Below are 22,424 nucleotides of genomic sequence, written 5' to 3' on the forward strand. Positions count from 1 at the left end.
CATCGCCGATGCCAAGCGCCGGGTCGGTGACAAGGTTGCGCTGCAGGGCAACATGGATCCCTCCATGCTCTACGCCACTCCGGCTCGCATCCGTGAAGAGGTCGCCTCCATTCTGGCCGGTTTCGGTCACGGCAATGGTCACGTATTCAACCTCGGCCACGGCATCCATCAGGATGTGAACCCGGAACATGCCGGTGTGTTCGTCAACGCGGTACACGAGCTCTCTGCCCAGTACCACGGTCGCTAAGGCCGGGGCGAGAGAAGAAGAGTTTGTTTGAAATCCGGGGCCGTCAGGCCCCGTTTTACATTGAAATAGGCGCTGCAACGACGAGAATGTGGCGCCAGTGCAGGAGGCAAGATGAGCAGCAAGTCACTGGATTGGGGTATCGATCTTGGTGGTACCAAGTGCGAATGCGTGGTGCTGGATGGTAACGAGGTGCTGCTGCGCCACCGCATCCCCACCGAGCGGGCTGGCGGTTATGACCATATGATCGGCCAGATCGCCAAGCTGGTAGCTGAGTGTGCCGAGAAGATTGGCCAGCGCCCGACCGTCATCGGCATGGGCACGCCGGGGGCGCGGGATCCGCAGACCGGCCTGATGAAGAACTGCAACACCACCGAGCTCAACGGCAAGCCGTTCAAGGAGGATCTGGAGCGCAAGCTGGGCGTGCCGGTGCTGATCGCCAACGACGCCAACTGCTTCGCGCTGGCAGAAACCCATCTCGGTGCAGTGCGCCAGCACCATCCCGATGCGAAAGTGGTGTTCGGCATCATCATGGGCACCGGGGTCGGCTCCGGCATCGTCATCAACGGCCAGATCCTCAACGGCCATCACGGCATCGCCGGTGAGTGGGGCCATAACGTGCTTTCCCCTGATGGCCCCGAGTGCTACTGCGGCAAGCGTGGCTGCGTCGAGACCCTGATCAGCGGTCCGGCGCTGGAGGCTTGGTACGAAGCCAAGGCCAAGCGCCACCTCTCGCTTGCCCAAATCGCGGCCGCCACGGCTCACGATCATGTGGCCAAGCTCACCATCGACCGGCTGCATCTGCTGTTTGGTCAGGCGCTGGCCAACGTGGTCAACATTCTCGACCCGGATGTGATCGTCATCGGTGGCGGGGTGGGCAATGTGCAGAGCCTTTACAGCGCCGGACGGCAGACAATTTTGCCCTTCCTCTTTAATCCCCGCTTCGCAACCCCCATTATTGCTCCTGCCCTTGGTGACAGTGCCGGGGTATTCGGGGCCGCACTGCTGGCCCGCGGTGAATTCAAGGAGGCCCTGCTGTCGTAGCCGGGGCTCCCGGGCGGCCGGTGCGCCGCCCTGTTGCTGGTTCAAGGAAACGGATTCTCGATGATCAAGATTGCCATCAATGGTTACGGGCGGATCGGTCGCAACGTGTTGCGAGCCCTCTATGAAAGCGGGCGCGACAAGACCATCAAGATCGTCGCCATCAACGAGCTGGCGGCCCCCGAGGCCATGGTGCACCTGACCCGTTACGATACCAGTCACGGTCGGTTCCACCATCCGGTGCAACTGGCGGGCAACAGCATGCTGGTGGGGGAGGATCTTATCTCTCTGTTTGCCGAGCGGGATCCGTCAAAGCTGCCGTGGCGGGCGCTGGGGGTCGATGTGGTGCTCGATTGCACCGGGGTGTTTGGCTCGCGGGCCGATGCCGAGCTGCATCTGACGGCGGGGGCGGGCAAGGTGCTCTTCTCCCACCCGGCGGATGCCGATGTGGATGCCACCGTGGTCTACGGGGTCAACCATCATACCCTCACCGGAGCGGAGCGGATCGTCTCCAACGCCTCCTGTACCACCAACTGCGTGGTGCCGGTGATTGAAACATTGCATCGAGAATTCGAGATAAATTGTGGTACTATTACGACAATTCATTCGGCCATGCATGATCAGCAAGTCATCGATGCCTACCACAGTGACTTGCGCCGAACCCGCGCTGCCAGTCAGTCCATCATTCCGGTGGACACCAAGCTGGCAAAGGGGCTGGAGCGTATCCTGCCCCACTTCGCCGGCAAGTTCGAGGCGATCGCGGTGCGGGTGCCGACCATCAATGTAACAGCGATGGATCTCAGTATTACTGTTCGTAAAAAAGTGACAGTTAGTGACGTAAATCAAGCCCTGCAACGGGCATCCAGAGGTACATTACACGGTATTCTGGATTACACGGAAGAACCGCTGGTCTCCGTAGACTTCAATCATGATGCACACTCCTGCATCATTGATGGTACCCAGACCCGGGTGAGCGATGCCAACCTCGTCAAGATGTTGATGTGGTGCGATAACGAATGGGGCTTCGCAAACCGGATGCTGGATACCACCCGGGCCATGATGGCCGCAGGCTGAGCCTGCCCCGGGCGAAAGGTTACTGTTTTTAACATTACCTGGAAAATATAGAGGACTGAATATGTCTGTTATCAAGATGACTGACCTGGATCTGGCGGGTAAACGCGTTCTGATCCGTGCTGACCTGAACGTACCGGTAAAAGACGGCAAGGTCACCTCCGATGCACGTATCGTTGCGACTCTGCCGACCATCAAGCTGGCTCTGGAAAAGGGCGCCAAGCTGATGATCACCTCCCACCTGGGTCGTCCGACCGAGGGTGAATACAACGAAGAATTCTCCCTGGCTCCGGTTGTCAACTATCTGAAAGACGCTCTGTCCTGCCCGGTTCGCCTGGCCAAGGATTACCTGGATGGCGTAGAAGTCGCTGCCGGTGAGCTGGTTGTGCTGGAAAACTGCCGCTTCAACAAAGGCGAGAAGAAGAACACCGAAGAGCTGGCCAAAAAATACGCCGCCCTGTGTGATGTCTTTGTAATGGATGCGTTCGGTACTGCTCACCGCGCCGAAGGTTCCACCTACGGTGTTGCCCAGTTCGCTCCGGTCGCTTGTGCTGGTCCGCTGCTGGCGGGTGAACTGGAAGCCCTGGGCAAAGCCATGCTGAAGCCCGAGCGCCCGATGGTTGCCATCGTTGGCGGCTCCAAGGTCTCCACCAAGCTGACCGTTCTGGAATCCCTCTCCAAAATCGCTGACCAGCTGGTTGTCGGTGGTGGCATCGCCAACACCTTCATCGCTGCTGCCGGTCACAACGTCGGCAAGTCCCTGTGCGAGCACGACCTGATCGACACCGCCAAGAAACTGGCTGCCGAGACCAACATTCCTGTGACCACCGACGTGGTTGTAGGTGCCGAGTTCTCCGAGTCCACTCCGGCGACCATCAAGTCTGTTAACGATGTGACTGACGGCGACATGATCTTCGACATCGGCCCGGATTCTGCCAAGGCCCTGGCTGACATCATCATGAACGCCAAGACCATCCTGTGGAACGGCCCGGTTGGCGTGTTCGAGTTCGACCAGTTCGCTGAAGGCACCAAGGTTATCGCTGAAGCCATCGCTGCTTCTCCGGCCTTCTCCATCGCTGGCGGTGGTGACACCCTGGCTGCCATCGACAAGTTCGGCATCGCTGACAAAGTCTCCTACATCTCCACTGGCGGCGGCGCCTTCCTGGAGTTCGTAGAAGGCAAGGTTCTGCCGGCTGTTGCGATTCTGGAACAGCGCGCCAAAGCCTAATTGACCCGGAACGGGGGGCAAAAGCCTCCCGTTTCGTTTATCATGTGCCCGCTGTGCCGGTTCATGATGAACCCCCCATTTTTTATTAACGGCATACGAGACAGGACGATTAAACATGTCTAAGAAAATTTTCGACTTCGTAAAACCCGGCGTGATCACTGGTGATGACGTTCAGAAAGTGTTCGCCATCGCTAAAGAGAACGGCTTTGCTCTGCCGGCCGTAAACTGCGTTGGTACCGACTCCGTGAACGCCGTACTGGAAGCTGCTGCCAAGGTTAAAGCGCCGGTTATCGTTCAGTTCTCCAACGGTGGTGCCGTGTTCACCGCCGGTAAGGGTCTGAAGCTGGAAGGTCAGAAAGCTGCCATCCTGGGTGCCATCTCTGGTGCCAAGCACGTTCACGCTGTTGCCGAAGCCTACGGCGTGCCGGTAATCCTGCACACCGACCACGCTGCCAAGAAGCTGCTGCCGTGGATCGACGGTCTGCTGGAAGCGGGCGAGAAGCACTTTGCTGAAACCGGCAAGCCGCTGTTCTCCTCCCACATGCTGGATCTGTCCGAAGAGTCTCTGGAAGAGAACATCGACATCTGCTGCGAGTACCTGACCCGCATGGCCAAGATGAACATGACTCTGGAGCTGGAACTGGGTTGCACCGGTGGCGAAGAAGACGGTGTCGACAACAGCCACATGGATCAGTCCGCTCTGTACACCCAGCCGGAAGATGTTGCTTACGCTTACGAGCGTCTGTCCAAGATCAGCCCGCGTTTCACCATCGCTGCCTCCTTCGGTAACGTACACGGTGTATACAAGCCGGGTAACGTCAAGCTGACCCCGTCCATCCTGGACGCTTCCCAGAAGTACGTTTCCGAGAAGTTTGGCGTTCCAGCCAAGTCTCTGGACTTCGTATTCCACGGTGGTTCAGGTTCCACTCTTGAAGAGATCCGCGAGTCCATCTCCTACGGCGTAGTGAAGATGAACATCGACACCGACACCCAGTGGGCAACCTGGGAAGGTCTGCTGAACTTCTACAAGAAGAACGAAGCTTACCTGCAAGGCCAGCTGGGCAACCCGGAAGGCGCCGACAAGCCGAACAAGAAGTACTACGATCCGCGCGTATGGCTGCGTGAAGGTCAGACTTCCATGATCGCTCGTCTGGAGAAAGCATTCTCCGACCTGAACGCCATCGACGTACTGTAATTCGTTACAGCACCTTGATTGCATGAAAAGGCGCCCTTCAGGGCGCCTTTTGCATTTCTGTGATCCGCACCGGTTGGTGAGTGGAGGAGGAACTGGGTATTATCGAAACAACTTTGCTTATTTTATTAAACAATTTGCAACCAAGGCAGGATGCTGAGTATGCAGGCAGGAAAGCACAACGGATATCAGGAGCACGTCGCCTCCTACTACGCGGCGACCCGCAACGATCCACAGCAGTGGTCGGAACTCGAGGCCGAGCTGAAAGCGGATGTCTGCATTATCGGCGGCGGTTTTACTGGCCTCAACACCGCCATCAATCTGGTTGATGCGGGCTACAAGGTGGTGCTGCTGGAGGCCAACCGCATCGGCTGGGGCGCCTCCGGGCGCAACGGCGGTCAGCTTATTCGCGGTATCGGCCACGATACCAGCCAGTTTGCCCGCTGGATTGGTGAGGATGGGGTGCGCGAACTCGACCTGATGGGGCTGGAGGCGGTGCAGCTGGTGCGCGAGCGGGTCGAACGCTTCAACATCGAGTGCGATCTCACCTGGGGCTACTGCGACCTCGCGACCCGTCAGCGTCATCTGGCCGGTTTCGAAGAGGATCTCGCGCATCTGGCGAGCCTCGGCTATGAGCACGAACTCAAACTGGTGCCGCGGGAAGATATCCATAGCGTGGTGGGATCGGATCGCTATATCGGCGGCCTTATCGACATGGGCTCCGGCCACCTGCATCCTCTCAATCTTGCGCTCGGCGAGGCGCGCGCCGCAGCCAGCCTCGGGGTTTCCCTGTTTGAACACTCCCGGGTGACCCATATCGATTACGGCAAGCAGGTCGAGGTGACCACGGCTCATGGTCGGGTCACCTCTGACTATCTGGTGATCGGCTGCAACGCCTACCTCAACGACCTCAATCCGGAGCTGGGAGGGCGGGTGCTGCCCGCGGGCTCCTACATTCTCGCTACCGAGGTGCTGGATCGCCGCTTGCGCCAGCGCTTGCTGCCGCAAAACATGGCGGTGTGCGATCAGAACGTGGCCCTCGACTACTACCGCCTCTCCGCCGACGGTCGTCTGCTGTTCGGCGGGGCCTGTAACTACTCGGGAAGGGATCCCCGCGATATCAAGGCCTTCATGCTGCCCAAGATGCTGCGGGTCTTCCCCGAGCTGGCTGGTACCGCCATCGAGTTCCAGTGGGGCGGGATGATCGGGATCGGCGCCAACCGGCTGCCGCAGATTGGCCGTCTCAAGGAGCATCCCAATGTGCTCTATGCCCAGGCCTACTCGGGGCACGGTCTCAACGCCACCCATATGGCGGGCAAGCTGGTAGCCGAGGCGATCCGCGGCGAGAGCCGGGGTTTCGATCTCTTCGCCAGCGTGCCTCACATCACCTTCCCCGGTGGCCCGGCGCTGCGCTCTCCGCTGCTGGCACTGGGGATGCTGTGGCACCGGATGAAGGATATCTTCTGACTCCGATTGTCAGCCTGCGCAGTGCTGGCTGAACGCCAGCCTACTTGCCAGCCCTTGTTTATAGAGGGTTGGCACTATCGTTCCGCCTGATAGACCAAAAGATGCATTTGCGCCAATTTCGTCCGGTTGGCGCTATCCTTTAGGTGTGAGAGCGGTTATCTGCCAAGGGGACGAGGGTGTGTCTGCTTGCCGGAATAGTTGCCGAGAAAGAGCTGAGGACGGGGAGAGGAGGGCCAAGATGGATATAAATGTGGTCGCGTCAGGCGGGCTCACCCCGCTGTCGCAACGGCAGGGTTATCCCGCTGTGCAGGCACAGGAGCGGGCTGCAACTTCACCATCAACGGGCAGTGACAGCTTGGTGCGCGACCTTGGCGCTGTGCTGGATGAGCTGGGGCTGTCACCGCAAGGGGAGAGCAGCGGCGGTGGCACTGTTTCAATCAGGGATTCGCTGGAAGCGTTCATCAACACCATGATGGGCTCCCTGCAACAGCAGCAGGAGCAACAGTTGGCATTGCAGCAACAACAGCGGCGGCAAGAGCAGGAACAGCGCAAACTCGCCATCGATGACAGCAGCGAGAACCCGCTCAAGCGGGATCTGGAGCGCCTGCTGGAGACGCTGGATCAGCAGGGCGAACAGGAAAAAGAGAGCGAGCCAGGAGCCGAGCGTGAAACGGTCAACCCCTTGCAGAACCAGCTGACCAAGCTGCTGGAGAGCAGTGGTGCGGTAGAGAGCGGGGTCACCCTCAAGGAGGTGCTGTCAGGGTTGGCCAGCAAGTTGCCGAGCGAACCTGCCGAGCGAAAAGGGTATCGGGTCGATACCCAGGTTTGAGCTGGTTGGCAACAGCAGTCCCGTAGTTGCAGTGCGTAAGGGGCGGGCAGCCCTTTATTGGGCCGGTTCCGCCAGTCGCCACCCCTGTTCGTCCTTCATCATCCACACCTCGGCCTCTTGTGGCAGCACCTGGCCCGCCTCGAACTCGCCATATTTGCGCTCGAGCTCCATCAGCCCCATCTCCTGCTGGAAGGGGCCAACCCGGTCGTAGACCAGGTCCTCGTCGTGCAACACCTGCAACTGATCGAGGCCCTGCTTGAAGTGGAGCTGGTAACTCACCTTGACCAGATAGACCCCCTCCATCCGCGCCTCCTTGCCGAGGATGGTGAAGTCGCTGATATCGAACAGGTTGGCGTCTGTCTCGGCCAGTAGCTTGGCGGTGACCTGCTGGCGGATATCCTCTTCACCGGGCCCTGCACTGCAGCCATAAAGCCAGAGGGCTAGCAGGGGGATGAACCACTTTTTCATCAAAACTCCGGACAAGTGCAAAACGAGAGGGGCGATTGTGCCACGCGAATGCGCGGCGGCAAACCTCGGCTCACGGTTCCAGTGAACGTTCCAGCACGATGGCCTCGGCCCGATAACCAGCCAGCTCGCGGCGATAGCACTCGGTGAAGCCTCTGCGCAGCCAGAAGGATAGAGCACTCTCATTGCTGGCAATCACTGACAGGCGAAGCCGGGTAGCCCCCCATGAGCTTGCCAGCGTGCAGGCGTGAAGATAGAGCGACTGACCACGGCCACTCCCTTGCCAGGGTTCCCCCACCAGTAACAGACCCAGATAGGCGGTGTCTGGATTGGGGTAGCCGCGCAGCAGATCAATGACAGCGGTGAGTTCTCCCTGCTCCCAGCGGCCGATGAGATGTTTGTCGGAGAGAGGCAGGCCGGATGGGCAGGCGACAAGTTCCTCTTCTCCTGCCTGTGCAGAGAGAGGGTCATTGCTCACCGCCGCCTGATAGGAGGGGGTCTGCTCGAACAGCCGCTGCAAGGCAGGTGCATCGCTTGTCTGCAGCCGACGCAACTCAGTGTGCATCACTTACCATCTCGAGGTGTTTAGCAAAGGGGATAGGCCCCATAAAGCCGGTGACCCGCTGCCCTGTCAGCTCCTTGCCCTCGCGGTCGAAGAAGATGAGGGTCGGCAGTCCGAGCACATTGAGGCTGTTGAGCAGCTCGATATCGGCATCGTCGTTGGCAGTGACGTCTGCCTGCAGCAGAACCATCTGGCCGAAGCGCTCCCGCACCGCCGGGTCGCTGAAGGTCTTGTGCTCGAACTCCTTGCAGGCGACGCACCAGTCGGCGTAGAGGTCGAGCAGCACCGGCTTACCGCGGGCGGCGGCCAGCTGCACCTTGAGATCATCCAGCGTCTTGACGCGGATAAACTGCGGTGCCGTTTGACCGGCATCCGCCGTGACGGCAGCTGGGGGGGCCGGTTGCAGCAGATCCTTGCCCACCACCACGGCGCTGATCATCGCCAGCAACAGCACGAAGCCGCGCACGCTTTTAGCCACCGAGTGGGGCTGGTGCTGGTTATGGTGATAGAGATAGCCGCACAGCAGCAGCCCCCAGCCAAGCCAGGCGAGGGTAGTAACTTGATCGTTCCATAGCCGTGACAGCAGCAGTATCGGCACTGCCAGCAGGGCAAAACCAAACAGCTGCTTGATCACATCCATCCAGGCGCCCGCCTTGGGCAGTAGCTTGCCACCCGAGGTGCCTAGCAGCAGCAGCGGTAGCCCCATCCCCAGTGACAGCGCATAGAGTGCCGCCCCGCCGAGCCAGAGATCGCCGCTCTGGGCCACGTAGATCAGAGCCCCCGAGAGCGGCGCCGTAGTGCAGGGGGAGCAGACCAGCCCGGAGATCATCCCCATGATGGCGACCCCGACTACTGAGCCCCCCTGCTGGCGGTTGGAGAGGCCGGAGAGCCGGGTTTGCAAACTGCTCGGCAGTTGCAGGGTATAGAGTCCGAACATGGAGAGGGCCAGCAGCACGAACATCACCGAGAGGCCGATCAGCACATAGGGGTGTTGCAGCGCCGCCTGGAATTTCAGACCCGCCGAGGCGACCACCAACCCCAGCAAGGTGTAGGTGACCGCCATCCCCTGCACATAGACCAGGGAGAGCAGGAAGGCGCGACTGGTGGAAAGGCGATGGCCGGCACCGGCGATGATGCCGGTCAGAATGGGATACATGGGGAAGACGCAGGGGGTGAAGGCGAGCCCCAGCCCCAGCGCGAAGAAGGCGACGATGCTGAGCCAGAACCCCTGATTGCCGAGGGCGGCGGCCAGCTGATCCTGCTGGCTAACCGGTGCGACGCTTTGTGCCGTTTTAGCAGTGGACGCAGTGGTTGCCGTGACCAGCGGGGCCACATCGATCAGCTTGTCGGTCGGCGGGTAGCAGAGGCCGTCGGTACAGCCCTGATAGCGCACCCGCAGGGTGGCATTTTCCCCCACCTCCTTTAGCGGCACCGTGATGCTCACCTGCTGGTAGTAGACCCGGGTCTTGCCGAAGAAGTCATCCTCGTGCTCGGTGCCTTCCGGCAGGGTCGGCTCGCTGAAGGTGAGGTTGTTCCCCTTGAAGCGCAGGCTGTGGCGATAGAGGTAGTAGTCGTCGGCGATGTGGAGGGTCAGCAGCAGCTGATCGCCGCGCTGTTCGCTCTCGATCTGAAAGGCCTCATCGACCTGCAAAAATTTGGGTTTGGCGTTGGCCTCAATGCCCAGCGAGCTGAGCAGATCGGCGCCGCTGGCGTGGGCTGGGGCGCAGCCTACCGCTGTCGTCAACAGAGCACAGAGCAGCAACAGGGGAGAGAGCAAGCGGTTGAATGTCATGAGGTCTCCCCATTGAGCCAGTCGAGATAGGCGGGTAGTCCGGCGCTCACCGGCAGGGCCAGCAGCTCGGGCACCTCATAGGGGTGATTGGCTTGAATACATGCCTGCAGCTCGGCAAAGCGCGACTGACGGGATTTGATGATGAGCTGGATCTCGGCGGTGCGCTCCACCTTGCCTTGCCAACGATAGACGGAGGTGACGCCCGGCAGTTGATTGATGCAGGCGGCCAGCCGCTGGTTCAGCAGCTGTTCGCAGAGAAGGTCGGCACTGGTTTGATCTGGGCAGGTGCAGAGCACCACAATGGCGTCGGTCATAAAGCGGATCTTCACCTCGTTGGGGTAAACCGGGCAGGCGCCCTTGCCGTCTCATCCCTGTCTGCGGATGAAGGTGAAAAAAGCGCCCGAAAATCAGCGGCTACTATACCCCAGAGGCGCTTCAAATAGCATCTGTAGCCATTTGTGAGCCAGCGCCAAAAATTTGTGGGGGGCATGAGATAGACGCTGTCATGGGGACAGGGCAGAATGAGCGGGCTTGTTCCCAATTGACGTAAGGAAATGTATGACCCAACAGAATGAGCAGCAGAGAAACCGCATGTTGAGCCTGCTGCGCGAAGGTGAGCGCCGCATGTTGGTTCAATTGGCCGGGCTGCTGCGCACGACCGCCGATGAAATCAATGCCGAGCTGGAGAAAGAGGAGCTGATGGCCACCCTGGAGCAGCCCATCACGGTGGAGTATCTCAACGGCGTGGTGCAGCACCATCTGTTCGAGCGCAAACACAAGGGAGATATGGCGGTTGCCCAGCAGATCCTGAGCGATTATCAGAGCGAGCTGGAAGCGCTGCAGGCTGCCCAGGCCCAGCCTGAAGAGGCTGCCGCTGCCGACGAGAGCGGCGAAGAGCTCAAAGCCCAGGCTTGAGCGACGGGCAGGCCTGAATCCTTACCTCTGAATCAGCCGGCCTGCCAGCGCTGATCCCTGTTGCGGCCCCATCATGTCTGCCATGATGGGGCCGTGCCGTTTCTTCTGTTGCCTTCCCTTGTTGACCTTCACTTCTCGGTTTCAATCCAACTGATTCGTGCCTTAGCGCGCCTCTTGGGGCATGCCGTGCGGCACTTCGCGGGGGATGGGAAACACCTTGTCATAGCCCCAGTTGTAGACGAAGGCATAGATCAGGTAGAAGACGACGAAGCCCAGATCCAGCACCAGCGCCTCCAGCATGCTGACGCTCAGCCACCAGGACATGACCGGCAGCGCGACGATCAGCAGACCGCCCTCAAAGCCGAAGGTATGCAGCACCCGTTGCCACAGGGTCTTGTGGGTATGGCCCTGATATTTGAGCAGCAGCCTGTCGACCCCGATGTTGTAGATGTAGTTCCAGACGGTGGCCAGCACCGAGAAGAACAGTGCCAGCGGGCCCATATGGTTTAGCCCGACCCCGGTAACCCAGCTGGCCAGCGGGGCGGCAATCAGCAGGCCAATGAATTCAAAGCCAATGGCATGGCGCAGGCGATCGTTACGGGTACGCATAAGTCACTCTCTCAATCAGGTTCATTCACAAATTGCAGGTTAATCTATAGAACTTTCGCGATAGATTCATGTTGGTATCCATCGCTAAAATAGATGGATGAGAGGGCTTGCCGGAGGGCCATAAGATGACGCCATCACTGGAACAACTGAGGATCTTGCTGGCGGCCGCCGAAACCGGCTCGTTTTCCGCTGCCGCCCGCAAGCTGGGCAAGGCGCAGTCGGTAGTGAGCAGCGCCATCGCCAATCTGGAGATCGATCTGGCGCTCACCCTGTTTGACCGCAGCGGCCGCTATCCGCAGCTGACGGAGGCGGGGGCCCGCATGGTGCAGGAGGCGGGGATCCTGCTGGCGCAGAGTGAGCGGTTGCAGTCCATTGCCGGGGAGCTGGCGGCCGGGGTGGAGACGCGCCTCACCCTGGCCATCGATGATGACTCCCACCTCCCCTGGCTCGGCACCCTGCTGGAGGAGTTTGCCACCCGCTACCCCACGGTGGAGCTGGAGCTGCTCTTCCCGCTGATGGAGGATGTGACCGAGATGCTGGTGACTGGCCGGGCCCAGCTCGGCATCAGCTACCAGAAGGTGCATCCCCAGCGGGAGATCGTTGCCCGTTCGCTGGGGGAGGTTACCATGCCGCTGGTGGTGTCACCGGATCATCCGCTGGCCCGCAAGCAGCCGCTGCGGGAGGTCGATCTGCAGGGGGCACGCCAGCTGATGGTCACCGGCCGACGGGAAGGGAGCGAGCGCCAGCGTTTTCGCATCTCGGCTCAGGTGTGGTGGGTCGAGGGGGATCTCGGGGTGCTGGAGCTGGTCAAGCGGGGCCTTGGCTGGTCCGCCATCCCGGAATTTCTGCTGCATCAGCCGCTGGCTCGCGGCGAAGTGGTGGTGCTGGAGCCGGACTTTATCGCCAGCCACGCGCTGGCGCTGGAACTGCAGTGGCATCGCGCCCGCCCGCTGGGGCAGGCGGGGCGCTGGCTGAAGGAGGCACTGTTGGCGCGGGTGCCTCGCTAGCCGACCTTACTCGGTCAGGGCGTAAGGCAGGGGTTGCAGGGTGAGGCGGGAGCCTTCGTCCTGCTTGAGGCGGAATTGGGCGTCAGCCTCGGTATCTTTTGGTAGCACGGCGGTGAGCCACACCTGCCCGGCCTGTTGCCAGGCGTTGAGCACCATGCCGCTGCGACGCCAGTTGTCACCCAGTTGCAGCTCCAGGGTATCGCCGCTGGCAACTGGCTCGCCGGTAGTCCCCGCCAGCAGGAACAGGGCGCGGTTGTTGGCGCCGCGATACTTGGCGCGGGCCACCGTCTCCTGCCCCATGTAGCAGCCCTTGTTGAAGCTGATGCCGTCCAGTGCCTGCAGGTTGAGCATCTGCGGGATGAACTCCCCCTGATGCACCGCCTCCATGTGCGGCAGGCCCGCCTTGATCTCGAGCCCCCACCAGAGTGACTCGTCCCCTTGCGGCAGGGCGTCGGCTTGTTGATTGCTCACCAGCAGCCAGCGATCCTGTTCAATCTTCACCGCCATGCCGCCGTCGATCAGACCGCTCTGCTCAAGGCCGAACTGGGCAGTGATCCAGCCATCGCTGCCCGTACCGGCGATCCCGGTGGCGTGACGCTCATCGGCGGCGATCTCGACCTTGGAGAAGACGGCAAATTTCTTCAGCTCCGGCAGCTGACGCTCAAGTACCGAGGGGCTGGTCAGCAGCAGCAGACTGTCGTCGAGGCAGAGCAGGCGGAAATTGCTCCACAGCTTGCCCTTGGGATCACAGTGGCCACCCTGGGTCTGTTGCCCCGGTTGCAGGGCGTTGACATCACAGGTGACCTGACCTTGCAGATATTTGGCGCGATCCTGGCCGCTGATACGGGTGATGGCCAGCTTGGTCAGGGGGAAGCGGGTCGGCTCGGCAGGAAAAACAGGTGGTTGCAGGCTCACGATGGTATTCCAGAGAGAAAGTATGTGAGCTGCATGGTAAAGACGTAACTAATGTTTGTCAGCCGGAAAATCCAGCTGGTACCATCCCCCGGTCTTTGTAAGGAGAGTGCCATGTTGAGCCCAGTTGAAAAATCCCGCCTGAAGTGGGCCTGCCGTCGCGGTATGCTCGAGCTGGATGTGATCTTTATGCCCTTTTTCGAACACGAGTTCGACTCCCTGAGCGAAGCCGATCAGCAGACCTTTATCCGCCTGCTGGCGAGCGACGATCCGGATCTGTTCAAATGGTGCATGGGTCATGGTGTCCCTGCCGATCCGGCATTTGCCGCCATGATCCCGATGATCCTGGAGCGCAATCAGGCGCGCCACGACCGCCAGGGGTAATACTGTGGAGCGGGTGATCATGACGGTTCACCCCTCCCGCCATCAGCAATATTTGCTGGTGGCCCTCTTTCTGTTGCTGCTCTGGCCGGTGGCTGGCCTGATTGCCGGTTGGCAGTGGGCGCTGTTGCTGCCCGTCTGGCTGGTGGCGCTCTGGCTGAGCTGGCGTGCGCTTGCCGAGCCCCCGTTCGAGCTTGTCTGGGATGGTCAGTGGTTGCAGTGGCAAGGTCGCCGCTATCAGCTCGACAAGAAAAGCCGCATTCTGCCCGGCGTGCTCAGGCTGGTGCTTTGTCCCGATCCGCAAGAGAGTGGAGCCGTGTCGCCACGGCAACTGTGGCTCTTCTCCGATGCCCTTCCCCCCGAACATTACCGCCTGCTGGCGCGAGCCATCCACTTTCTGCCGTCCCGGCGCTGACGCCTGCTTTCCGTGATGACCATGCGCTGATTTATCGCGATAAGCTGTTGCCATGTGGCTGGCGACACTCTTTTGTGGCTGAAATGCGGTTGAAAACAAGTGACCCCGCCGGGGCGGGGTCACTGATTGCTGTAACGTTTTGCGGGAAGGGGGATTAATCCCGCTCCGGGGTCAGTACGGTTGGCTTGGAGTCCGGCAGCATATCCGGATGATCCAGGTTGTAGTGCAGGCCGCGAGACTCTTTGCGCTGCAGGGCGCAGTTGACGATAAGCTCGGCCACCTGCAGCAGGTTGCGCAGCTCCAGCAGGTTGTTGGAGACACGGAAGTTGGCGTAGTACTCCTGCACCTCCTGCTTGAGCAGGTCGATGCGGCGCTTGGCGCGGGCCAGGCGTTTGTTGGTACGCACTATCCCCACGTAGTCCCACATCATCAACCGCAGTTCGTGCCAGTTGTGCTGGATCACCACCAGTTCGTCGGAATCTTCCACCTTGCTCTCGTCCCATACCGGCAGGCGCGGCGGCTCCACGCTCATCGGCAGCTTGGCCAGAATATCGGCCCCTGCCTGATGGGCATAGACCACGCATTCCAGCAGGGAGTTGGAGGCCATGCGGTTGGCGCCGTGCAGACCGGTGTAGGTCACTTCGCCGATGGCATAGAGGCCGGGGATATCGGTCTGGCCGTTGTTGTCGATCATCACGCCGCCACAGGTGTAGTGGGCGGCCGGCACGATGGGCATCGGCTCCTTGGTGATGTCGATGCCGACCGCGAGGCAGCGCTCATAAATGGTCGGGAAGTGCTTGATGATGAAATCGGCCGGTTTGTGGCTGATATCCAGATACATGCAATCCGCCCCGAGCCGCTTCATTTCGTGGTCGATGGCGCGGGCGACGATATCGCGCGGTGCCAGCTCGGCCCGCTCGTCAAACTCCGGCATAAAGCGGCTGCCGTCCGGGCGGCGCAGATAGGCCCCCTCGCCACGCAGCGCTTCGGTCAGCAGGAAGTTGGGGTCGTCCGGGTGGAACAGACTGGTGGGGTGGAACTGGTTGAACTCCAGGTTCGCCACCCGGCAGCCGGCCCGCCATGCCATGGCGATACCATCACCAGAGCTCACATCCGGGTTGGAGGTGTACTGGTAGACCTTGGAAGCACCACCGGTGGCCAGCGCCACGAAACGGGCGCGGATCACCTCGACCTGCTCGGCGTTGCGGTTCCAGACGTAGGCGCCCAGCACCTTGTTGCCCGGCAGGTTGAGCTTGCGGGTGGTGATGAGGTCGACCGCGTTGAAGCGCTCCATCAACTGGATATTGGGGTGAGCGCGCACCTGATCGATCAGGGTCAGTTGCACCGCCTTGCCAGTGGCATCCGCCGCGTGGAAGATGCGGCGATGACTGTGGCCCCCTTCCCGGGTGAGGTGGTACTGGGATTCGCCGTCGGCGTTCTCCTCCTGATCGAAGGGGACCCCTTGCTGAATGAGCCACTGGATGGATTCGCGGGCGTGGCGAGCGGTGAACTCCACCACTGCCGGGTCACACAACCCGGCGCCCGCGTTGAGCGTGTCGCTCACGTGAGATTCGATGCTGTCGGTCTCGTCGAAAACGGCAGCGATGCCTCCTTGCGCATAGAAAGTGGCCCCTTCACTGATGGGCCCCTTGCTCAGAACCAGGACTTTGGCGTGGTCTGCCAATCGCAACGCGAGGGACAAACCAGCGGCACCGCTGCCAATGATCAGTACATCGCAAAGGTATTCAACACTTGCTTTCATAAGTATCATTGGCCTGGATTAAGAACTGGCACCATGGTAGCCCAAGCGAGGGCGAGGATGCAGCCTGCATCACATTTTTTTCAATTGAAGCGAACTTTCTCTGATTCTCCCTGTCTGAACTTGTGCGCTTAGGAAGGGCCGGAAAAGAAGAACGATAACCTGATGGGGGTTTTACGGCTCTGATGAGCGACCAGAATCTACTGGACGAACAACTGGTTGAACGGGTCCAGCGCGGCGATAAAGCAGCTTTCAACCTGTTGGTAAAAAAATACCAGCAAAAGGTGGTCAACCTGGTTGCCAGGTATGTCAACAATCCCGGCGATGTGCCCGATGTGGCGCAAGAGGCCTTTATAAAAGCCTACCGTGCATTGCCGACATTCCGTGGCGAAAGTGCTTTTTACACCTGGTTGTACCGAATTGCCGTGAACACGGCGAAGAACTATCTGACCTCCCAGGGGCGTAGGCCCCCGAGCAGTGATGTGGAGGCTGACGAAGCGGAGTCTTATGGCGGCGGTGAAGCCTTGCAAGAGGTCTCAACCCCCGAAAACCTGGCGCTGACTGACGAGATCAAACGCACCGTGTTTTCAGCCATAGAGGCATTGCCGGAAGACCTGAGGACAGCTATCACCCTCCGCGAACTGGAAGGGCTGAGCTACGAAGAGATTGCCGAAATCATGGATTGCCCTGTGGGTACGGTCAGATCCCGTATCTTCCGGGCGAGGGAAGCAATCGATAAAAAGCTGCAACCTCTGATCGAGAATTAACTGGGGAAAGACGGGTTAACTTATGGCAAATAAAGAGCAAATCTCTGCCCTGATGGATGGTGACCTGAGTGACGCAGAGGTACTGAACGAGCTGGAGATGGACTCCGACTTGCAAGATACCTGGGGTCGTTACCACCTGATCGGCGATGCCATGCGGGGTGACCTGCCGGTCAATCTGCAACTGGATCTCAGTGACAGCATCATGGCTGCGCTGGAGGATGAGCCCACCATACTGGCACCCAAGCCGGTCGAGACGGCTCCCGTGCTGCAACCAGCCGTTGCGCCGGTCAAGACTGATTCCAATGTGGTTCCGTTGTTCCGCCGTGTCGGTCAGCAACTGGGTCAATATGCCATTGCGGCATCTGTGGCCGCGGCCGTGATTTTCGGGGTGCAGCAGTATCAGGGGCAGGATGGCGTTCCGGCCAATCCGGTGCTCAATACCATTCCAATCGGTGGCAGTGCGGCGCCTGTGAGTGTTCACTATCCGCAACAGGATGGTGCCCGTGCCCGTCAGCAAGGTCTGACCGAACAGCAGATGCAGGAACAGCGGGAGCGGATCAACGCCTTCCTGCGTGACCACCAGTTGCAACAACGCCTGTTGCAAGACAGGCAGAACCAACAATAACGAGTCGTCAGGGATATCAACGTGCGCCAGTACAGCCGTATTTTACTGGCCTCTCTCCTGCTGATCAGTGCCAAGGCCTCGGCCGACGATAAGTCGGCCGAGGCCTTGTTGCAGCAGATGCAGAGTGCCGTGCAGCAACAGAACTTCGAATTGTCCATGGTCAAGGCCCGTCAGGGACGTCTTGAACCGATCCGCATCAGCCATGCCGTGATCGATGGCAAGGAGGTAGCCCATCTCAGCTATCTCGATGGCAAGGCGATCGAGTATCTCCAGCGTCAGAACGAGTACACCTTCTTTGAAAACAGCCATGATCCCTACACCCTGAAGGATGCCCGCTTTCCCGGTATCTGGTCGACCCTGGTGAAGATGCCGTTGGCACAGGTGCTGGAGAGTTATGATCCTGTGCTTGCTGGCCGTAGCCGGGTGGCTGGCGAGGTCACTCAAGTCGTCAGATTAGTGCCCAAAGAAGCTGACAAATATGGTTTTGTGCTCTGGATTGACGAGCGTAGTCACCTGTTGCTGCGAGTCGATATGGTGGAGCGGGAGGGCAGTTTGGTGGAGCAGGTGCTGGGAGTTGATTTGCAATTGCAACAGAAACCGTCCCCCTGGTTGGTTAGGCTGGCAAACAGCAAGCAGCCCTCGGCGCTGGCGCTGGAGGATGCCTATCCTGCACCGCAACAGCAGTTGAACTGGCAGATCACCTGGTTGCCCGATGGCTTCAAGGTGCTGTCGCAAGACCGGCACCAGCTGGTGACCACCAGTATGCCGGTGGATTACATGATGCTCTCCGACGGGCTGGTGGATCTCTCGGTCTATGTCTCCCGGGTCGATCCCAAGCAGGCGGTGCGCCAGCAGCTGATCCGCCAGGGGGCGACCTCGCTGGTGAGCTATGTCAACGAGGTGGGGGTCGAGATCACCGTGGTCGGCGAGGTGCCTGCCGAGACCGCCAAGCGCATCGCCGAGTCGGTGCAGCCGCTGGCTCGCAACGAAGCGGTGCAGTGAGTCCATGTTCTGGGTTCACAGTAGTGTGCGGCTTGCCGTTGGCTGTGAGTCGTGTTCAGATCCTGCCATTGCATGAGCACGAGGTGTTGCCGTGAATGAGATGAGTGAAGAGCTGGCGACCGTGGTGGCCATTGAGGGTGACCATGCTTGGGTGGAGTGCGAGCGTCGCTCCGCCTGCAGTGGTTGTCAGCAGCAATCCAACTGCGGTACCGGCACCGTGGCCAAGGCATTTCCCCTAAAAGCTCCCCGCTTGCGGGTCAGGCTGACCGCCGAGGTGCGGGTTGGCCAGCAAGTGAGGCTCGGTATCCCGCAAGAGAGTCTGCTGCGCGGGGCGGCGCTGGTCTATGTGTTGCCGCTGTTTTGCCTGCTTGCTGGCGCCTTGCTGGGGCAGCTCTGGCTGGCACCGCTGCTCTCGGGGGGGGAGGGGATCACCATTATCTGCTGCCTGCTTGGGGGCGTGCTGGGCTTTTTACTGGTTCGTTACTTTTCCAACCGCCTGGATCAGGGGTGCTACGGCCCGCAGATGCTCGGCGTGGTCGTCCCTGTCCGCATCCTCCCCTGACTGAACAGGCGCTATTTCACTGGCGCTGGCGACTAAAGAATGGCCGTCAGCCGGGTTATCCAGTAAAATCGCGCCTCCATAACTGACCTTAACTAATTTTGAGTGACTCTTGCTCGATGAAACACATTCGTAACTTTTCGATTATTGCGCACATCGACCACGGTAAATCGACCCTGTCGGACCGTCTGATCCAGACTTGCGGTGGCTTGTCCGACCGCGAGATGCAGGCTCAGGTGCTTGACTCCATGGATCTGGAGCGCGAGCGCGGCATTACCATCAAAGCACAGAGTGTGACCCTGAACTACCAGGCACAAGACGGTAACACCTACCAGCTGAACTTTATCGACACCCCGGGCCACGTGGATTTCTCCTACGAGGTCTCCCGCTCTTTGGCGGCCTGTGAAGGGGCGCTGCTGGTGGTGGATGCCGGCCAGGGGGTTGAGGCACAGACTCTGGCCAACTGCTATACCGCCATGGAAATGGATCTGGAAGTGGTGCCGGTGCTGAACAAGATTGACCTGCCGGCCGCAGAGCCGGAGCGGGTTGCCGAGGAGATCGAAGACATCGTCGGTATCGACGCGGTCGATGCGGTGCGCTGCTCCGCCAAGACCGGTCTGGGTGTTGACCTGGTGTTGGAAGAGATCGTCGCCAAGATCCCGGCGCCGGAAGGTGACCCGGATGCCCCGCTGCAGGCGCTGATCATCGACTCCTGGTTCGACTCCTATCTGGGCGTTGTCTCTTTGGTGCGGATCAAGAACGGTTCCCTGAAGAAGAACGACAAGATCAAGGTGATGAGCACCGGTCAGGTGTGGGGTGTCGATCGTATCGGTATCTTCACACCCAAGCAGGTGGATACTCAGGGTCTGGGTTGCGGCGAGGTAGGTTGGGTTGTCTGCGGTATCAAGGACATCCACGGCGCGCCGGTGGGCGATACCCTGACTCAGGCCAAGAACGGTGCCGACAAGGCGCTGGCTGGCTTCAAGAAGGTGAAGCCGCAGGTTTATGCGGGTCTGTTCCCTATCTCCAGCGATGACTACGAGTCGTTCCGTGACGCCCTCGACAAGCTCTCCCTGAACGATGCCTCCCTGTTCTTCGAACCGGAGAGCTCCACTGCGCTGGGCTTCGGCTTCCGTTGCGGCTTCCTCGGCATGCTGCACATGGAGATCATTCAGGAGCGGCTGGAGCGTGAATACGATCTGGATCTGATCACCACGGCGCCGACAGTAGTGTATGAGATCGAGCTGACCGACGGCTCCACCATCCATATCGACAGCCCGGCCCAGATGCCTGCCATCACCAGCATCAAGGAGATGCGCGAGCCGATCGCCGAGTGTCACATCCTGCTGCCGCAGGAGTACATGGGCAACGTGATCACCCTCTGTATCGAGAAGCGTGGCGTGCAGACCAACATGGTCTACCACGGCAAGCAGGTGGCACTGACCTATGAAATCCCGATGGCGGAAGTGGTGCTCGACTTCTTCGACCGTCTGAAATCCACCAGTCGCGGTTACGCCTCGCTGGATTACGGCTTCAAGCGTTTCGAAACCTCCGACATGGTCCGTCTGGACATCATGATCAACGGTGAGCGGGTCGATGCTTTGGCCATCATCACCCACAAGGACAACGCCCAGTATCGCGGTCGTCAGGTGGTGGAGAAGATGCGCGAGCTGATCCCGCGCCAGATGTTCGATATCGCCATTCAGGCGGCCATCGGCAACCAGATCATCGCGCGCAGCACTGTCAAGGCGTTGCGTAAAGACGTAACCGCCAAGTGTTACGGTGGTGACGTGAGTCGTAAGAAGAAACTGCTGAACAAGCAGAAAGAAGGTAAGAAGCGGATGAAGTCCCTCGGCCGTGTCGACGTGCCGCAGGAAGCCTTCCTCGCGATTCTCCACGTCGGAAAGGATTAATAGATGGCAAGCACGTTTTCCCTGATCCTGGTGGTGGTCTGCGCGATCACCGGTGTTATCTGGTGTCTGGACAAGATGATTTGGTCCAAGCAGCGCGCCGCCAAGATTGCCGTGGCTCGTGCCCATGGCGGTGCCCACCTGGATGAGAAGACCCTGGCCAAGGTGGCCCCTGTGCCGGTCTGGATTGAACAGACCGCCGGGGTCTTCCCGGTCATCACCTTTGTGCTGATCCTGCGTTCGTTCATTTTTGAACCGTTCCAGATCCCGTCAGGTTCCATGATGCCCACCCTGCTGGTGGGCGACTTCATCCTGGTGGAAAAATTTGCCTATGGTCTGCGGGATCCGGTGACCAACACCAAGTTCCTCGAGACTGGCGAGCCCAAGCGTGGCGACGTGGTGGTGTTCAAGTATCCCCTTGAACCGCGCGTTGACTACATCAAGCGGGTGGTCGGCATGCCGGGTGATCGGGTCATCTATCGCAACAAGGAGCTGATGATCCGGCCCAAGTGCGAAGAGCAGGAAGGGAAAACGTGCCCGGGCTTCAAGAAGCTCGATGTCAAGTTTGAACAAAGAGGCGAATTTACCCAGATGGGGATCCCCCTTGATCGCTATACCGAGCAGTTGGGTGATGTCTCCCACGAGACCCTGCGCAATCCGCTGATGCCCGACATGGTTGGCCGTTACTATCGCCAGCCCGGCACCTACCCCGACGAGTGGGTGGTACCGGAAGGCCAGTATTTCGTAATGGGCGACAACCGCGACAACAGCACCGACAGCCGCTTCTGGGGCTTTGTGCCCGAGCAGAATCTGGTCGGCAAGGCGGTCGCTATCTGGATAAGTTTTGAATTCGAGCGCGAAGAAGGCTCCCTGCTGCCAAGTTGGGTACCGACAGGTGTGCGCTTCAACCGCATTGGCGGAATCAAGTAAATGAATATCAAGATGAACAGACTGCAGTCCCGTCTCGGGCATGTCTTTGCGGATCTGGAACTGCTGACCCGGGCGCTGACTCACCGCAGCGCCGGCTCTCGTCACAATGAACGACTGGAATTTCTGGGTGACTCGATTTTGAGTCTGGTGATTGCCGACGATCTGTTCCACCGCTTCCCGCAAGCGGCGGAAGGGGATCTCAGCCGGATGCGCGCCACCCTGGTGCGCGAGAAGACCCTGGCCGAACTGGGCCGGGAGTTTGACCTCGGGGATCACCTGATCCTGGGGCCCGGCGAACTCAAGAGCGGCGGTTTTCGCCGCGAATCCATTCTGGCCGACACGGTCGAGGCGGTGATCGGTGCCGTCTATCTGGATACCAATCTTGAGACGGTGCGGACACTGCTGCTGAGCTGGTACGCCAGCCGCCTGGAAGAGATCAAGCCTGGCATCGAGCAGAAAGATCCCAAGACCCGTCTGCAAGAAATTTTGCAGGGAAGCCGCAAATCCCTGCCGACCTACACAGTGACCAACGTCAAGGGCGAGGCCCACAACCAGGAGTTCACCGTCCAGTGTGACGTTGAAGGTCTGGATGGTCCCCTCGTCGGGGTCGGCACCAGCCGTCGCAAGGCCGAACAGGCCGCGGCGCAGCAAGCATTGGAAAAACTGTCATGACAGATACCACCTATTGCGGCTTTGTCGCCATCGTGGGCCGCCCCAACGTGGGCAAGTCCACCCTGCTCAA

26 protein-coding genes are annotated in these 22,424 nt (G+C 59.9%); 19 read left to right on the top strand and 7 right to left on the bottom strand.

Annotated features, from left to right (window positions below):
• The 7 genes from G5358_RS13085 to G5358_RS13115 form a co-directional block, all read left to right on the top strand.
• A partial coding sequence (locus G5358_RS13085; protein ID WP_421324214.1) for a uroporphyrinogen decarboxylase family protein occupies positions 1-247 on the top strand: 247 nt, incomplete at its 5' end.
• Positions 248-358: 111 nt separating this feature from the next.
• On the top strand, positions 359-1,288 hold the full coding sequence (locus tag G5358_RS13090; protein WP_421210096.1) for an ROK family protein: 930 nt from the start codon (positions 359-361) through the stop codon (positions 1,286-1,288).
• Between the two features lie 60 nt (positions 1,289-1,348).
• On the top strand, positions 1,349-2,359 hold the full coding sequence (gene epd / locus G5358_RS13095; protein ID WP_201914803.1) for an erythrose-4-phosphate dehydrogenase: 1,011 nt from the start codon (positions 1,349-1,351) through the stop codon (positions 2,357-2,359).
• 61 nt (positions 2,360-2,420) lie between these two features.
• Positions 2,421-3,584 carry a phosphoglycerate kinase gene (locus G5358_RS13100; RefSeq protein ID WP_005340965.1) on the top strand — a complete coding sequence of 388 codons (1,164 nt, stop codon included), beginning with the start codon at positions 2,421-2,423 and terminating at the stop codon, positions 3,582-3,584.
• 115 nt (positions 3,585-3,699) lie between these two features.
• On the top strand, positions 3,700-4,779 hold the full coding sequence (gene fbaA / locus G5358_RS13105) for a class II fructose-bisphosphate aldolase (protein WP_005340963.1): 1,080 nt from the start codon (positions 3,700-3,702) through the stop codon (positions 4,777-4,779).
• Positions 4,780-4,938: 159 nt separating this feature from the next.
• A complete protein-coding gene (locus tag G5358_RS13110; protein ID WP_421210094.1) occupies positions 4,939-6,243 on the top strand; it encodes an NAD(P)/FAD-dependent oxidoreductase in 1,305 nt (434 codons plus the stop codon).
• Positions 6,244-6,481: 238 nt separating this feature from the next.
• Positions 6,482-7,072: a hypothetical protein gene (locus G5358_RS13115; protein WP_421324215.1), complete on the top strand. Its 591-nt coding sequence runs from the start codon at positions 6,482-6,484 to the stop codon at positions 7,070-7,072.
• A gap of 54 nt (positions 7,073-7,126) precedes the next feature.
• Here the strand turns inward: G5358_RS13115 and G5358_RS13120 are convergent, their stop codons facing one another.
• The 4 genes from G5358_RS13120 to cutA all read right to left on the bottom strand — a co-directional run bounded on the left by G5358_RS13120 (position 7,127) and on the right by cutA (position 10,205).
• Positions 7,127-7,540 (bottom strand): hypothetical protein, encoded by a 414-nt coding sequence (locus G5358_RS13120; protein ID WP_236272789.1) that lies wholly within the window; start codon positions 7,538-7,540, stop codon positions 7,127-7,129.
• A 70-nt stretch (positions 7,541-7,610) separates the two neighbouring features.
• Positions 7,611-8,102: a GNAT family N-acetyltransferase gene (locus G5358_RS13125; RefSeq protein WP_149152276.1), complete on the bottom strand. Its 492-nt coding sequence runs from the start codon at positions 8,100-8,102 to the stop codon at positions 7,611-7,613.
• A complete protein-coding gene (locus tag G5358_RS13130; protein WP_421324216.1) occupies positions 8,092-9,891 on the bottom strand; it encodes a protein-disulfide reductase DsbD in 1,800 nt (599 codons plus the stop codon). The genes G5358_RS13125 and G5358_RS13130 overlap by 11 nt, the downstream gene beginning before the upstream one ends.
• Positions 9,888-10,205: a divalent-cation tolerance protein CutA gene (cutA, locus tag G5358_RS13135; RefSeq protein ID WP_421277061.1), complete on the bottom strand. Its 318-nt coding sequence runs from the start codon at positions 10,203-10,205 to the stop codon at positions 9,888-9,890. Before cutA ends, G5358_RS13130 begins: the two co-directional genes overlap by 4 nt.
• A 244-nt stretch (positions 10,206-10,449) precedes the next feature.
• Here cutA and G5358_RS13140 point away from each other — a divergent pair, with 244 nt between their 5' ends.
• On the top strand, positions 10,450-10,806 hold the full coding sequence (locus tag G5358_RS13140; RefSeq protein WP_005362699.1) for a hypothetical protein: 357 nt from the start codon (positions 10,450-10,452) through the stop codon (positions 10,804-10,806).
• Between the two features lie 162 nt (positions 10,807-10,968).
• Here G5358_RS13140 and G5358_RS13145 read toward each other — a convergent pair whose 3' ends face one another.
• Positions 10,969-11,415 carry a PACE efflux transporter gene (locus tag G5358_RS13145; protein WP_158111320.1) on the bottom strand — a complete coding sequence of 149 codons (447 nt, stop codon included), beginning with the start codon at positions 11,413-11,415 and terminating at the stop codon, positions 10,969-10,971.
• Between the two features lie 125 nt (positions 11,416-11,540).
• Here G5358_RS13145 and G5358_RS13150 point away from each other — a divergent pair, with 125 nt between their 5' ends.
• Positions 11,541-12,422: a LysR family transcriptional regulator gene (locus tag G5358_RS13150; protein WP_058053237.1), complete on the top strand. Its 882-nt coding sequence runs from the start codon at positions 11,541-11,543 to the stop codon at positions 12,420-12,422.
• Positions 12,423-12,428: 6 nt separating this feature from the next.
• On the opposite strand, the gene ygfZ is transcribed toward G5358_RS13150, so the two are convergent.
• Positions 12,429-13,337, bottom strand: a complete 909-nt coding sequence (gene ygfZ, locus G5358_RS13155) for a tRNA-modifying protein YgfZ (RefSeq protein ID WP_421324217.1) — start codon at positions 13,335-13,337, stop codon at positions 12,429-12,431.
• Positions 13,338-13,448: 111 nt separating this feature from the next.
• Here ygfZ and G5358_RS13160 point away from each other — a divergent pair, with 111 nt between their 5' ends.
• Positions 13,449-13,718 carry a succinate dehydrogenase assembly factor 2 gene (locus tag G5358_RS13160; RefSeq protein ID WP_005335417.1) on the top strand — a complete coding sequence of 90 codons (270 nt, stop codon included), beginning with the start codon at positions 13,449-13,451 and terminating at the stop codon, positions 13,716-13,718.
• Between the two features lie 19 nt (positions 13,719-13,737).
• Positions 13,738-14,130: a protein YgfX gene (locus tag G5358_RS13165; RefSeq protein WP_421324218.1), complete on the top strand. Its 393-nt coding sequence runs from the start codon at positions 13,738-13,740 to the stop codon at positions 14,128-14,130.
• A 154-nt stretch (positions 14,131-14,284) separates the two neighbouring features.
• Here the strand turns inward: G5358_RS13165 and nadB are convergent, their stop codons facing one another.
• Positions 14,285-15,892, bottom strand: coding sequence for an L-aspartate oxidase (gene nadB / locus G5358_RS13170; RefSeq protein ID WP_005335413.1), 1,608 nt, complete (start codon positions 15,890-15,892; stop codon positions 14,285-14,287).
• A gap of 182 nt (positions 15,893-16,074) precedes the next feature.
• On the opposite strand from nadB, the gene rpoE reads away from it, so the two are divergent.
• The 8 genes from rpoE to G5358_RS13210 form a co-directional block, all read left to right on the top strand.
• On the top strand, positions 16,075-16,656 hold the full coding sequence (rpoE, locus tag G5358_RS13175) for an RNA polymerase sigma factor RpoE (protein WP_042062096.1): 582 nt from the start codon (positions 16,075-16,077) through the stop codon (positions 16,654-16,656).
• 22 nt (positions 16,657-16,678) lie between these two features.
• Positions 16,679-17,281: an RseA family anti-sigma factor gene (locus G5358_RS13180; protein ID WP_421258921.1), complete on the top strand. Its 603-nt coding sequence runs from the start codon at positions 16,679-16,681 to the stop codon at positions 17,279-17,281.
• Between the two features lie 21 nt (positions 17,282-17,302).
• Entirely contained in the window at positions 17,303-18,283 is a 981-nt protein-coding gene (locus tag G5358_RS13185; protein WP_421324219.1) for a MucB/RseB C-terminal domain-containing protein, read from the top strand.
• Positions 18,284-18,383: 100 nt separating this feature from the next.
• A complete protein-coding gene (locus G5358_RS13190) occupies positions 18,384-18,845 on the top strand; it encodes a SoxR reducing system RseC family protein (RefSeq protein WP_216954306.1) in 462 nt (153 codons plus the stop codon).
• A gap of 116 nt (positions 18,846-18,961) precedes the next feature.
• Positions 18,962-20,755: a translation elongation factor 4 gene (gene lepA, locus G5358_RS13195; RefSeq protein WP_005335396.1), complete on the top strand. Its 1,794-nt coding sequence runs from the start codon at positions 18,962-18,964 to the stop codon at positions 20,753-20,755.
• 3 nt (positions 20,756-20,758) lie between these two features.
• Positions 20,759-21,682, top strand: a complete 924-nt coding sequence (gene lepB, locus G5358_RS13200; protein ID WP_005335395.1) for a signal peptidase I — start codon at positions 20,759-20,761, stop codon at positions 21,680-21,682.
• Positions 21,683-22,354 carry a ribonuclease III gene (gene rnc / locus G5358_RS13205; RefSeq protein WP_005335394.1) on the top strand — a complete coding sequence of 224 codons (672 nt, stop codon included), beginning with the start codon at positions 21,683-21,685 and terminating at the stop codon, positions 22,352-22,354.
• Positions 22,351-22,424: GTPase (locus tag G5358_RS13210; protein WP_421324220.1), on the top strand; the 74-nt coding region annotated here is incomplete at its 3' end. The genes rnc and G5358_RS13210, both read left to right, overlap by 4 nt.

The organism is Aeromonas sp. 604176, assembly GCF_049170755.1.
GTDB classification, from domain to species: Bacteria; Pseudomonadota; Gammaproteobacteria; order Enterobacterales; family Aeromonadaceae; genus Aeromonas; species Aeromonas veronii_A.